Source organism: Aminivibrio sp., from assembly GCF_016756745.1.
In the GTDB taxonomy this organism is placed as follows: domain Bacteria; phylum Synergistota; class Synergistia; order Synergistales; family Aminobacteriaceae; genus Aminivibrio.
In genome coordinates this window covers 1-13769 of sequence record NZ_JAESIH010000079.1, presented here as the reverse complement: position 1 = coordinate 13769, position 13769 = coordinate 1, and the positions used below count along the sequence as shown (strand labels likewise).

General features: G+C 55.3%; 11 protein-coding genes. All 11 read left to right on the top strand.

Annotated elements, in window-relative coordinates; genetic code table 11:
- The first annotated feature begins 112 nt into the window (after positions 1–112).
- The 11 genes from JMJ95_RS13110 (at position 113) to JMJ95_RS13055 (ending at position 13648) form a co-directional block, all read left to right on the top strand.
- A complete protein-coding gene (locus JMJ95_RS13110; protein WP_290686175.1) occupies positions 113–316 on the top strand; it encodes a cold-shock protein in 204 nt (67 codons plus the stop codon).
- Between the two features lie 525 nt (positions 317–841).
- Positions 842–2179: a trigger factor gene (tig, locus tag JMJ95_RS13105; protein ID WP_290686173.1), complete on the top strand. Its 1338-nt coding sequence runs from the start codon at positions 842–844 to the stop codon at positions 2177–2179.
- A gap of 21 nt (positions 2180–2200) precedes the next feature.
- A complete protein-coding gene (gene clpP, locus JMJ95_RS13100) occupies positions 2201–2779 on the top strand; it encodes an ATP-dependent Clp endopeptidase proteolytic subunit ClpP (RefSeq protein ID WP_290686171.1) in 579 nt (192 codons plus the stop codon).
- Between the two features lie 104 nt (positions 2780–2883).
- Positions 2884–4170, top strand: a complete 1287-nt coding sequence (gene clpX / locus JMJ95_RS13095; RefSeq protein WP_290686169.1) for an ATP-dependent Clp protease ATP-binding subunit ClpX — start codon at positions 2884–2886, stop codon at positions 4168–4170.
- A gap of 3 nt (positions 4171–4173) precedes the next feature.
- Positions 4174–6504: an endopeptidase La gene (gene lon, locus JMJ95_RS13090; protein ID WP_290686166.1), complete on the top strand. Its 2331-nt coding sequence runs from the start codon at positions 4174–4176 to the stop codon at positions 6502–6504.
- Complete coding sequence (gene yihA, locus JMJ95_RS13085; RefSeq protein WP_290686163.1) at positions 6501–7133, top strand: ribosome biogenesis GTP-binding protein YihA/YsxC; 633 nt, start codon at positions 6501–6503, stop codon at positions 7131–7133. Before lon ends, yihA begins: the two co-directional genes overlap by 4 nt.
- Before the next feature lie 26 nt (positions 7134–7159).
- Positions 7160–9829 carry a valine--tRNA ligase gene (locus tag JMJ95_RS13080; protein ID WP_290686160.1) on the top strand — a complete coding sequence of 890 codons (2670 nt, stop codon included), beginning with the start codon at positions 7160–7162 and terminating at the stop codon, positions 9827–9829.
- Positions 9830–9836: 7 nt separating this feature from the next.
- Positions 9837–11165 carry a folylpolyglutamate synthase/dihydrofolate synthase family protein gene (locus tag JMJ95_RS13075; RefSeq protein ID WP_290686157.1) on the top strand — a complete coding sequence of 443 codons (1329 nt, stop codon included), beginning with the start codon at positions 9837–9839 and terminating at the stop codon, positions 11163–11165.
- Positions 11162–11929 (top strand): polyphenol oxidase family protein, encoded by a 768-nt coding sequence (locus tag JMJ95_RS13070; protein ID WP_290686155.1) that lies wholly within the window; start codon positions 11162–11164, stop codon positions 11927–11929. The genes JMJ95_RS13075 and JMJ95_RS13070 overlap by 4 nt, the downstream gene beginning before the upstream one ends.
- Before the next feature lie 90 nt (positions 11930–12019).
- Positions 12020–12997, top strand: coding sequence for a Gfo/Idh/MocA family oxidoreductase (locus JMJ95_RS13065; RefSeq protein WP_290686153.1), 978 nt, complete (start codon positions 12020–12022; stop codon positions 12995–12997).
- A gap of 468 nt (positions 12998–13465) precedes the next feature.
- On the top strand, positions 13466–13648 hold the full coding sequence (locus JMJ95_RS13055) for a hypothetical protein (protein ID WP_290686147.1): 183 nt from the start codon (positions 13466–13468) through the stop codon (positions 13646–13648).
- The last annotated feature ends 121 nt before the right edge of the window (positions 13649–13769 follow it).

Sequence of the window (13769 nt, the reverse complement as noted above, 5' to 3'; positions counted from 1 at the left end):
CCTGCGGATTTAGGGGAAAAGTTGGACATTGACAGAATGAGGAATTCTGTTTATAATATTTAAGCTGACTGGCGCCGGCAGCAAAAAGTGAACACATCTAGGAGGAACAAATTTGACAACCCAGGGAACAGTTAAGTGGTTCAATGCGACAAAGGGCTACGGATTTCTCACCAGCGACGACGGAAGGGACGTTTTCGTCCATTATAGTGCCATCCAGGGTGACGGATTCAAGACTCTTGACGAAGGTCAGCGGGTATCTTTCCAGATCACCCAGGGATCCAAGGGAGATCAGGCTGCTGACGTTGTAAAGATCTAGCCTTTTTTTAAAAGAGCAGACCTATGAGGCAGCGGTTAATTCCGCTGCCTTTTTCTTGTTTTCGGTTCATTGACGGTTTTTTGCTGGTCCTGAATCAGCAGGCTTTTCAGGCAGAGGGAGTGTCGCCGGGCATACGGCGGATTCATCCTCCTCAGGGCGAAGAGATCTCGCTCCGCGCTCTTTGCTGATGAATCCTCTGGAGAGAGCACCTGAGGGGAGAGAAACCGACACGGTTGTCGGTTTTACAGGCAGGCAGCCGGCGAACGCGGGGAGCAGCGGGACTTGCCCGGGCAGTTGTCACGAACGACAATCTGCACCCCCCGCCCAAGGGGTCCCAGGTGACGCTCCCGATACCTGCGGATTTCGGAAAATTTCCGTTTTTTGCATTCGCTCCTTTTTCCGTGTAGAATACTTTCCGCATGTTTTTTCTCTTTGAAAAAGAGATGGATCATAAATGCAGAACGACTTGACATCACAACAGTACGAATCTGTACTGAAAGGGGTTGCGACAGTATGAGATCCGAGATGCTTTCCCAAGAAAAAAATGTTCTCTCAATCAAGGTGGAGTTCGAACCGGAGGAATTCGCCAAAAACGTTGATAAGACAGTTAAAGAAATTGCGTCCAAAGTGAACATTCCTGGATTCAGAAAAGGGCATGCCCCCAGAAAAGTTCTTGAGATGCGGTTCGGTAAGACGGCCATATTCGCAGAGGCTTTTGAGGCTATGCTCCCCGACGCCATAGAGGAAATTGTGAAGGACTATGAACTGGACCTTATCGACGAGCCGTCCGTGAAGATCGAGAAAATGGAGGAGGGCAGCCCTGTGGAGGTGGTGCTCACCTTCGAAGTGTCCCCGGAGATAACCCTTCCCCCGCTTGAGGATATTTCGGTGGAAAGAGCGGTTGCCGATGTCTCTGACGAGACGCTCGAAGGGACTATCCAGGAGATTCTGAAACAGAATTCCACTCTTGTCCCGGTGGAGGGACGTCCTATTTCAGGTACCGACACGGTCGCTATAGAATACTTCACCATCCTTTTGGGAGAAAACGGAGAAGAGGAGAGGCACGGACCGGACACGACTACCCTGGACCTCTCCCAGCCCTCCGTGAGGACAGAGATCAAGGATGCCCTTCTCGGTAAGGAAACGGGCGCCCAAGCGGAAGCGGAAGTGATGGTCGAGGAGGATTATCCAGAGAAAAATCTCGCGGGTAAAACCCTCCGCTACGAAATGACCGTCACCGAAGTGAAGGAACGGGTGCTCCCCGATCTCACGCCGGAATTTTTCCACAAGATTCTCCAGAAGGAATGCGCCTCGGAAGACGAGTTCCGCGAAGAGATAAGAAAGATAATTCACGAGAGTATGCAGGCCGAAAACCAGTCCATGGCTGAATACGATGCCGTGGAGCTGATTTCCGGAAAGGCGGATCTCGAGGTTCCTGAGACACTGATTTCCAGGCAGGTCGAGGTCATGAAGAAGGAAGAGGAGGAGCGTATTCAGCACGATAGAAACATCTCCATGGACGAGTACCTTAAGGAGACCGGAACCACAAAAGAGGAGTACGAGGAGAAAATTCGGAAGCAGGCGGAGACCATTGTCCGCCGGTCTCTCGTTCTCGACAAAATAGCCGAAGATCTGAAGGTCTCCGTGGAAAAGGAAGACTTCGAAGCTGAAATGGAGTTACTGGCCTCGACCTACAAAATTGACGCCGACCGGCTTGTCAAGAGTCTCTTCAAAGACGAAAAGCGCCTTATAGAAGTGGCGAACAGGATCAAGTACAAAAAGACCGTGAAAGCCATCATGGAGGCGGTCCGGGTTACCGATGCGGCAGCACCGCAGACGGAAGAGCATAATAAGAACGGCTGATTCCGGAAGGAGGAACCCAGCATGCTGATACCATATGTGGTCGAGCAGACCGGCCGGGGAGAACGGACCTATGATATTTACAGCCGGCTCCTCAAGGACAGGATTATCTTTCTCGGTGAAGGAATAGACGAACACACGGGAAACATCGTGGTTGCCCAGCTCCTCTTTTTGGAAAGCGAAGATCCGGAAAAGGACATCCACCTGTATATCAACAGTCCCGGAGGATATGTCACCTCGGGGCTGGCAATTTACGATACGATGCAGTACATTAAATGCCCCGTATCCACTATCTGCATAGGCCAGGCATCGAGCATGGCCGCCGTCCTCCTGGCGGGAGGCGCTCCGGGGAAAAGGCTTGCTCTCCCGAATGCCAGGGTCATGATTCACCAGCCCCTTGGAGGTGCTCAAGGCCAGGCAACGGAAGTCGAAATTCACGCACGGGAAATACTGAAGCTCCGCGACCGCTTGAATGATATACTTGTTCAGCATACCGGGCAGACAAAGAAAAAGATCGCGGCCGACACGGAGAGAGACTTTTTCATGTCTCCCGATGAGGCCCAGAAGTACGGGATCATAGATAAAGTCATCCATTCGAGGTAGCCATTGCTCCTCGCAACGAAGCCTTTTCGATAAGACTTCAAGGGAGCCCGCGAGGTGCTCCCTTGTTGCTGTATCTTCGGAAGGCTCAAGGGAGGGAGAGTTTCGTGTTCAAATTTGACAATAAAGGAAATGGAAGAGGAAAGGGCGAAAATTCCAGGTGTTCTTTCTGCGGAAAGGGGCAGGATGAGGTCCAGAAACTCATAGCCGGCCCCGGCGTCTATATTTGCGATGAATGCGTCCACCTCTGCAATCTCATTCTCAATGAAGAAGCGGAAGAGCCGGCCGGTGGGGGCGATCACTTCGTTCCCATGGCCGAAGCCCCGAAGCCGAGAGAGATAAAGGCCTTCCTCGATCAGTATGTCATCGGTCAGGAGTGGGCCAAAAAGAGCGTTTCGGTTGCGGTCTACAACCATTTCAAGCGCATCAGCAACAACCTCGGGAAGGATGCCGATGTGGAGCTCCAGAAAAGCAACGTGCTGCTTCTCGGACCCACCGGATGCGGCAAAACCCTCATCGCGCAGACTCTGGCGAAAAAACTCAATGTTCCCTTTGCTATAGCCGACGCCACCACCCTTACTGAGGCCGGGTATGTGGGCGAGGACGTGGAGAATATACTCGTAAAGCTTCTCCAGGCCGCCGATTATGATGTGAAGGCAGCCCAGCGGGGAATAATCTATATCGACGAAATTGACAAGCTGTCGAGGAAATCAGAGTCCGCATCCATCACCCGGGATGTTTCCGGGGAAGGGGTCCAGCAGGCACTGCTGAAGATTCTTGAGGGAACCGTTTCCAACGTTCCTCCCAAGGGCGGCCGCAAGCACCCGTACCAGGATTTCATCCAGATCGACACGTCGAACATCCTCTTTATCTGCGGAGGAGCCTTCGACGGCGTGGAAGATATCATCGGCCGCAGGGTGAACAGGAAGCACATAGGTTTCGGCGGCGACATCATGGGGAAACACGACGCCCGGAGATACGAGATCATGAAGCAGATACAGCCGGAAGACCTCATGACCTACGGATTCATTCCCGAGCTTGTCGGCCGCCTTCCGGTGCTCGTGCCGCTTGAAGAGCTGGACGCCGACGCATTGGTCCGGATTCTTTCCGAGCCGAAGAACGCCCTCCTCCGGCAGTACCAGAAGACCTTTTCTATGGAGGGGGTCTCCCTGGAGTTCACCGACGAGGCGGTCCGGAGTATAGCCATGAAGGCGAACGAGAAGAATACGGGAGCCAGAGGGCTTCGCTCCATTCTCGAAAACCTCATGATGGAGCTGATGTATGATATTCCTTCCAGGAGCATGGAAGTCCGGAAGGTTATCGTTACAAAAGAGGCTGTAGAGGGGCTTCAGGATCCCATCCTTGAAGGAAAGAGCTCCAAGGAGGTCGCCTGACCCATGGAGAGTCCGCGCCGCTGCTACGTCCTCCCCATACGGGACATCGTGGTCTTCCCCGGGATCATAGCCCCTCTTTTTGTCGGGCGCCCGAGGTCCCTGAAGGCCATCGAGATGGCCATGCTCCAGGACAGAAATATCCTCGTGGTAGCCCAGAAGGATATGCAGATTGACGACCCCAGGGTGGAGGATCTCTATACCGTGGGCACCCTCTGTACCATTCTGCAGATGGTCCGTATTCCCGATGGGACGACGAAAGTACTCATCGAGGGTGTCGAAAGGGTCAGGGTTGAATCCTTCAGCAGGGGCAAGGAGGCTCTTGAGGCCGATGTGGTTCCCCTTCCCTGGGAAGAGAGCCTATCTCCGAACCTCGAAGCATTGAAGAGGAGCGTCCTCGAACAGTTTGAGAAGTATGTGACCCTCCACCCGAGAATTCCGGCGGAGGTCCTCGTCACGGTGATGAACGTCGACGATCCGAGGCAAATTTCTGACCTGGTCAGCTCGCACCTGTCCATCAAGGTGGACCAGAAGCAGCGCCTGCTGGAAATGGTGGATCCCGAGAAAAGCCTTAAGTTCATCCTGAAGCTCCTTCTCGAGGAGATTGACATCCTCCAGCTGGAGCATGACATTCAGGACAAGGTCCGCCAGGAGGTGGAGCGGGGACACAAGGAATACTACCTCAGAGAACAGCTGAAGATCATCCAGGACGAGCTAGGCCAGAACGAGACGCCGTCGGAAATCGAGGAGCTCCGGGGGAAGATAGAAGAGGCAGACATGCCCGAGGTACCAAGGAACAAGGCGCTCCACGAGCTCGACCGGCTCTCGAAAATGCCGGTAATGTCCGCTGAAGCCACTGTGGTCAGAACTTACATTGACTGGCTTGTGGCCCTTCCGTGGAACAAATTCTCTCCTGACAATCTGGATATTCTCAGGGCGGAAAAGATCCTGGAAGAAGACCATTACGGCCTGGAGAAGGTCAAGGAACGGATTCTCGAATTCCTGGCGGTGCGCAAACTCGCTTCAGGCAAGATGAAAGGGCAGGTGCTCTGTTTCGTCGGCCCTCCTGGGGTGGGGAAAACCTCCCTCGGAAAATCCATAGCCCGGGCTCTTGAACGAAAGTTCGTCAGCATGTCCCTTGGCGGCATGAGGGACGAGGCCGAGATACGGGGGCACCGCAGAACCTACGTCGGCGCCATGCCGGGGCGGATCATACAGAAAATACGGCAGGCCGGGGTAAGGAACCCGGTGCTGCTCATGGACGAGATCGACAAGATGGGGCAAGACTTCAGGGGAGATCCGTCCGCAGCCCTGCTCGAGGTTCTGGATCCGGAACAGAACAGCTCTTTCACCGATCATTTCATGGAGGTACCCGTAGACCTCAGCGACGTGATCTTCATCACCACCGCCAACGTGACTCATTCCATTCCCCGTCCCCTGCTTGACAGGATGGAAGTCATCAAAATCCCGGGGTACGTGTGGCAGGAAAAAATCAGGATCGCGAAGAGACACCTGTTTCCCCGCATTCTTACGGAACACGGTCTGTCGCCGAAGCAGGTGAAAGTGACCCCGAAGGGCTTGGAACAGCTGATAAGCGAATACACCAGGGAAGCGGGCGTCAGGGGTCTGGAAAGAGAACTCTCCACCATCTGCAGGAAAATCGCCAGGAAACTGGTTGAAAAGGGAGAGGAATTCGAAGGTTCCGTGACTGTGGGCCCCAGGGAGCTGAAAGAATACCTTGGCCCCCCCAGGCTGTATGATCTCCGGCTTCCGAAAAAAAAGGAGATCGGTACCGCTGTCGGCCTGGCGTGGACCGAGACGGGGGGAGATGTGCTCGTCATCGAGGCGGTCACTATGAAAGGGAAGGGCGACGTCACCCTGACGGGCAACCTTGGTTCGGTGATGCAGGAATCCGCCCAGACGGCCCTCGGTTTTCTCCGTGCGAACGCTGAAGAATTCGGCATCGGCGACGTGGACTGGAAGACGATCGATGTTCACCTTCATGTCCCCGAGGGCGCCATACCCAAGGACGGTCCTTCGGCAGGTATCACCATGGCTCTTGCCATGCTCTCCGCCGTTCGGAAGAGCCCGGTTTTGCCGGGAATCGCCATGACGGGGGAAATTTCCCTTCAGGGAAAGGTTCTCCCGGTGGGGGGGATACGGGACAAGATTCTGGCGGCAAAGCGACAGGGTATCAGGAACATTATCCTTCCCGCCGCCAACAGGCCCGATGTGGAAGAGATCCCGGAATGGTCCAGAGAAGGGCTTTCGTTCAGATACGTCGAACGGGTGGCGGAGGTGTTTGACTTCGCCCTCGAGAGAGCGAAAGAGAAATGACGGGACACTGGAAGGTCCGCCTCGAAGCAACGGCATTTCGGGCGGACCAGTTCCCTCTTCAGGACGTTCCCGAAATAGCCGTGGCGGGCAGGTCGAACGTGGGCAAGTCAAGCCTTGTGAACAAACTTCTCGGAAGCCGCTTGGCCCACGTGGGCGCAACGCCGGGGAAGACGAGGAGCATCAACTTTTTCGCCGTGGAAAGTTCCGTCGGTCCCTTTAGGCTGGTTGACCTTCCCGGCTACGGGTACGCGTCCAGGAGCAAGGGAGAGCGAAACCAATGGTCGGCCCTCATTGACAGCTACGTTTCAAACAGGGCCTCGCTGGAGCTCGTGCTTCACCTCGCCGATTTCAGGCACGGGCTGCTCGCCAACGATACTGCCCTCCAGGACTGGCTTTCCCACCTGGAACTGCCCCTGCTTGTAGTTTTTACCAAAGGGGATAAAATTTCAAAGGGTGCCAGAAGAGGCACGCTCCAGAAATATATCCGTGACGGCCTGAAGTCGGTGGATGTACCGATCATCACGTCGGCGGAAAAGGGAGACGGCATTCAGGATCTGAGGCTCTTCCTCGAGGGCTACCTCGCTTCGGGGGAACAGCAGCCGTCACCTGCGGGATCACCGGAAGAGTAAATCTACGCAACGGAGGGAGTTTCGTCATGTCTGATATCCTGGAAAAAATGGCCAAAACGTATGATCCCAAACCCATCGAGGATAAATGGTATGCCTCGTGGATGGAAAAAGGACTTTTCAAGGCCCGCCCCGGCGGCGACAAATCCAGGGCTTTTTCCATCGTCATTCCGCCTCCCAACGTGACCGGCTCTTTGCACATGGGACACGCCTTCAACCACACATTCCAGGATATTCTTTGCAGGTACAAGAGAATGAGGGGATACAACGTTCTCTGGCTTCCCGGTACGGACCACGCAGGAATTGCCACTCAGAACGTGGTGGAGCGGAGGATAGCAGGGGAAGGTAAATCCCGGCACGACCTCGGACGGGATGAATTTGTCCGGAGGGTCTGGGAGTGGAAGGAAGAGTTCGGCAGCCGCATCATCAACCAGATGAAGAAGCTCGGCAACTCCTGCGACTGGGACCGTGAGCGCTTTACCCTCGACGAGGGGCTCTCCCGGGCTGTCAGGACTGTCTTTGTCCGCCTGTACGACAAAGGTCTCATTTACAAGGGGAAATATATCATCAACTGGTGCTCCCGGTGTCATACCGCCCTCTCCGACATTGAGGTGGAGCACGAGGAGCACGGCGGGAAGTTGTACCATGTCCGGTATCCCTTCGTCGACGGAAACGGCTGGCTGATCGTCGCCACCACCCGTCCCGAAACCATCTGGGGAGACGTGGCCATAGCCGTTCACCCGAGATCGGAAAAGGCGGTCTTTGCCGGAAGGAAAGTCCGGGTGCCCCTCGGAGGCAGGGAAATTCCCGTGATCGAGGACATTATGGTAGATCCGGAGTTCGGCACCGGCTGCGTCAAGATAACGCCTGCCCACGATCCAAACGACTTCCTCGTCGGTCAGCGGCACAGCCTTGAGCAGGTGCAGGTGATCGATGAACATGGTTTCATGAATGAACTGGCCCCAGGGTATGAAGGGCTTTCCATAGAAGAGGCGAGAAAGAAGGCCGAGGATGACCTCCGGAACTCAGGACTACTGGAGAAGATCGAAGAGATGATCCATTCCGTGGGGCACTGTTACAGGTGCCGCACCGTGGTGGAGCCCTATCTCTCCGAGCAGTGGTTCGTGAAGGCCAAGCCGTTGGCTGAAGCCGGCGTCAGGGCCGTGGAGGAAGGCAGAATACGCTGGGTGCCTCAGCAGTGGGAAAAGGTTTATTACCAGTGGATGGAGAATATCCGCGACTGGTGCATTTCCCGGCAGCTCTGGTGGGGACACCGCATTCCGGCGTGGACCTGCGAAGACTGCGGCCATATCACGGTGTCGGAGAACGACCCGGCGGCCTGTGAAAAGTGCGGTTCGATGAAGATAGTCCAGGACGAGGATGTCCTCGATACCTGGTTCAGCAGCGCTCTCTGGCCGTTTTCGACCCTCGGGTGGCCCGACGAGACGGAAGACCTCGATTATTATTATCCCACATCCCTCATGGTTACGGGATTCGACATCATTTTCTTCTGGGTCGCCCGGATGATCATGATGGGCCTCGAGTTCATGGACGACGTGCCCTTCAGAGATGTGTACATCCATGCCCTTATCCGTGACGAGAAAGGTCAGAAGATGAGCAAGTCGAGCGGCAACGTTATTGATCCCCTCGACATGATTGATAAATACGGGGCCGACGCCCTCCGGATGACCCTTGCAGCCCTCACGGTTCAGGGGCGGGACATCCTCCTGAGCACCAGCAAGATCGAGACATACCGGTTATTCATGAACAAACTCTGGAATGCGTCGAGGTTCGCCCTGATGAATCTCGAGGACGGAGAGCGCCTTTCCGAGCTTGCGGCCGATTCCCCCCTGGCCCTCCACGACCGCTGGATTCTCGCCAGGACGAAGACCGTTTGCGGCGAAGTGTCCCGGCTCCTTGACAGCTTCGGAACGGGCGAAGCAGCCCGTCTCCTTTACGATTTTGTCTGGGGGGATCTGTGCGACTGGTATCTCGAGCTTTCAAAGCCTGCCCTCAGGGGCGACGAAGGCGACGGAAGACGGCAGGTTTCCCGCACCGTGATCTCCGGGGTTTTCCGGGATGTCCTTCTGCTTCTTCACCCCTTTATCCCCTTCGTGACCGAAGAACTCTGGGAGACCTTCGGTTTCGGCGGAGGCCTCATCGAACAGAATAACTGGCCCCGGTGGGAAGACAGGCCCGACTATCCGGGAACTGCTGAGAAGATGGGGCTTTTCCAAGACACGGTTCGTATCCTGAGAAACCTCAGGGCGGAATCCAGAATCGCACCGCAGGCATTTGCGAATCAGGCATTTGTGCAGACGGAAGAGAATTCCCTTCTTGCTGAAGTGCTCACTGAGAACAGAACACTCATGGAAAATCTCACGAAAATACGGAAGATCACTCTTCTTTCCCCGAAGGACGAAAAACCGGCCGGTTCTCTGTCGTCCCAGATGGAGGGCGGAGAGGTCAGCCTCGTGGTGGGGGATATTCTTGACATCCCTGCGGAAATTGAGCGACTGACCCAGGAGCTGGAAGGAGTGCGGAAAAATATCGAGGCCGGACGAAGAAAACTGGCCAACGAGGATTTTATCCGCAGGGCCCCGGTGGAAGTGGTGGAAAAGGAAAAAGGCAGGCTTGGGGAAAATGAAGCCCGCCTCTCCCGTATCGAAGAAAACATCTCAAGTCTGAGACGCTCCTGATACGGCCATGAACAGGAAAGCCCAGTCCTTCGAAGAACTGGAGACCGTTTTTGCTTCCCTCGCCAGTGCTGGAATCCGCCCGGGGCTCGACCGGATTTCCCGCTTGATGGAGAAGCTCGGAAATCCGGAGAAGGACTTCCCGGCAGTTCATATAGTGGGAACGAACGGAAAGGGCTCCACCGCCGCTTTTTCCGACTCCATCCTGAGGGAGGCCGGATACAGGACCGCTCTCTATACCAGTCCCCATTTAGAATCACCGGCTGAACGGCTTCTTATCGACGGCTCTCCCCTCACCATCTTGGAATGGGCCGAAGCTGCGGAGAGCATTGCTCAGGCGCTGGAGGAAGATGCTGTCCTGCGGTCCGATCCTCCCACCTTTTTCGAGCTTGTCACGGCGGCGGCGTTTTTACTCTGCTCAAGGAACCGGACGGAGATCGCCGTAGTCGAAGCCGGACTCGGCGGAAGGCTCGACGCGACGAACCTCCTGGGGAACGTCATTTTGACGTTCGTGACTTCCATTTCCATGGACCATATGGAATTCCTCGGCGACTCGCTTGAAAAGATCGCGGGAGAAAAGTTCGCGGTTATGCGGGAAGGAGTCCCCGCATTTTTCTCGGGCAGTCCCTCCGGACTTGTTTCTCTTTTCCTGGAAAGGGCCCGTGCCTCGAGCGCCCTTCCCCATGTTCTCACCGAAGAAGTCCGGTTGGAGGATGTCTCCGTCACGGCGGAGGGCACGGCCTTTTCACTCCTCTGCGGAGGCGGACGCTATCCGATACGAACGCCGCTGCGCGGTTCTTTCCAGGTTGAAAACTGTTCCCTGGCCGCTGCGGGGATGCTGGGCATATCGGGACGTTATCCCCGCATCACGGGAGAGGCGCTTCTTCGGGGAGCGGAGAAGGTCCGCTGGCCCGGAAGGTTTGAAATACTCAGGGCCGATCCCCCGTTAGTACTTGACGGAGGCCATAACCCTGACGGGATCATGAGGCTTGTCGAGAGTCTCCGGGCGATCTACGGCGAAAAAAAACCCACGGTCGTTTTCGCCTGCATGAAGGACAAAGATTTTCCCGCTGATCTTTCCCTGCTTTTGGGGTGTGCCGGCAGGCTGATCTGCACGTCCGTTCCTGGCAACCCGAGAGCGGCCGATCCTTGCACGCTGGCGCAGACTGCGAAAAGCGTCGGATGGAAAGAGGATGCCGTCGGGGTCTTTCCGGATCCCTTGGATGCCCTGAAAGCTGCAGAGCGAACAGGGCGGGGCACAGTCTGCTGCGGCAGCCTTTATTTCATCGGCTGGATGCGCCCCCTGATCTTTTCACGGAGAGAGGAGCTGCTTTTTTGAACGGGAACGGACACGGACCGGCATACGAAATAGAGGGTTCCGCTGTAAACGATTCCATCGTTTATCTGCCGCCCTGTGGTGAAAGCCGGTTCTCCATAAGGCTGTTCCTGAAGGGGACCGCCATGGACCAGGCTTCAGGGGAACCCGGCAGATCCAGGGAGCTTCTGATGGGGGCCTTTCCCCGGAAGGGCCCCCTAGTAGCCCCCAGGCAGGTTCACGGAACGGATGTCATCGCAGCTTCCGCCGGGGCAGCCCTTCCGGCCCGGCCCAGCGGGGACGGAGTCCTTCTCGACCGGTGCGGCATCGAGGCTTCTCTCCGGTTTGCCGACTGTTTTCCCGTGGTTATCGCCTCCCTTTCCCCTTCTCCCCGGATCATCCTCCTTCATTCCGGATTCAAAGGTACCGTTCTGAATATAGCGGGCAGGGCCGCCCGGTCACTTCTGGGGAAGATGGGAGCCGATCCTTCAAGAACCTGGGCCTGGATCGGCCCGGGAATCGGGAAGAATCATTATTTCAGGAAAAAGGACGAGCCCTGGACACGGCGGGGCATTGAATCTTTTTCCCGGCACAACATGTCGGGAGACGGGGATGGCGTCTTTTTCGACCTGGGAGGTGAAATCCGAAAACAGCTCGGGGATGCCGGAATAGAGGACGAAAAGATCTGCTCCGTCCCCCTGTGCACGTACAGGGATAATGATGTATGCTACTCATACAGAAGAGGCGACAGGGAAAACAGGCTTTTCCTCCTTGCCTGGATAGAATGATTTTTTTCTCACGCCACTTTTGATGCTTCCCCCGTGAGAATAGTGTACGGGGAAAGTACTTTCCAAGCCTCTAAAGGAGTTGATCCGTTCATGGACCTGAAACGGCTGGGTGTCATCGGGGTTGGGCATCTCGGACAGCACCATGCCAGGGTATACACCGAACTCCTCGGGACGCAGCTCGTAGGAGTAGTTGACCAGAACGAAAGCAGGGCAGCCGCCATAGGAGACAACCTGGGCGTTCCATGGTTTACAGATATGGATGAGTTCATCGCCCGGGCAAGGCCTGACGCCGTCAGCGTGGTGGTTCCTACGAGCCTGCACTTCGAGATAGCGAAAAAAGCGCTGAGCAACGGGATTCACGTTCTTATCGAGAAACCGGTGACGACCACGGTGAGTGAGGCTGAGAGTCTGCTTCGCATTGCGGCCGACTCCGATCTCGTCCTTCAGGTGGGGCATATCGAGAGGTTCAACAGCGCCGTCCAGTATATCTCGAAAATTGTCCACGACCCCCTCTTTCTTCAGTCCCGGAGACTCGGTCCCTTCTCTCCCCGCATTAGTGACGTGGGAGTCGTTCTGGACCTGATGATCCACGATATCGACATCATCCTCTCCCTCGTCCGTTCGGATATTACAACCATTTCCGCCGCCGGCAGGTGCATACGGTCCGATCATGAGGACATCGCCTCTGCCCAGATCTCCTTCGAAAACGGCGCCATGGCTCACATCCTTGTAAGCCGGGTTTCGGAGAGACGGCTGCGGCAGCTCGAAATCATGGAGCCTGAGAGGTACGTGACCATCGACTATGAAACCCAGGACGTATCCATCAACCGGTGCGTCCGACAGAACAACAGCAGCCTCGTGGAGGTTATCGAACATCCCGTCTTTCCGAAGAGCGAACCTCTGAAACTGGAGCTGCAGCATTTCGTGACCTGCGTCCGGGAGGGAAAACAGCCCCTGGTGGGGATCACGGACGGCAAGCGTGCCCTTGAGGTTGCCGTATCTGTGCTGAAACAAATCCACATCAACGATGAAACTGCCGGCTCCAGAGAAGAAGCGGAAGTTTCATGAGTCCCTTTCTTCCGTTTCGGTGACCGAATTTTACTGGAAAAATGGTATAGTAGATACCCTGGGTGGAGAATCCAGGGTATCTTTTTGTGAGAGGCCTATTTTTTTCTTTTTTCTCTCCAGGCGTTGCATGAAAAAAGTTTTTTTTAAGTGGCGTTCCGTTTTTTTATGGGGTATCCTAATTTTTATTATCCGAAGCTGAAAGTTGTGTGAAGAATGCCTATAGTTAATGTTCAAGCGCTCGTAGCCCTCGGGATGTTCCTGGCGTCCCTGTTCATTGCCCGTATTGTTGTCCGCATCCGAAGCGGCTCCCTGCCAGGCGGAGAGATGTGGGTACTGTACCTGAGGATGCTTCTCGGCTTTCTTTTGGCAGGAGCAGTCACGCTCGCTTTTTATTCTTTTGCGGGCATTGATGTCATTTCAAAACATTTTTGAGGATGTTCCCGTAACCCGAGAGGAGGAGTACAGCCGATGGAACGGGATTTTAAAGGGTTTTGGCCCATGACGTTTTTTTTTCTCTGTCTCTTTTTTTTCTTCAAGGCGGCAGTGCCGGAGGCTGCGGTTCTTCCCCCGGCAAACAGGGAAGAGGCGGAGAAGTTTTTCGGCAGCGCCTACGGCAAGTACTGTACACGGGATTATTACGGGGCTCCCTAAATCCGCACCCTAAAAAATAAAAAACCTCTCTGGACTGTTCGGAGAACAGTGGTAAGGTAGTGTTTACGAAGGCACAACCCTTCACCAGAGAGGTGCAATCATTATGACTGAAAAGGCGAAG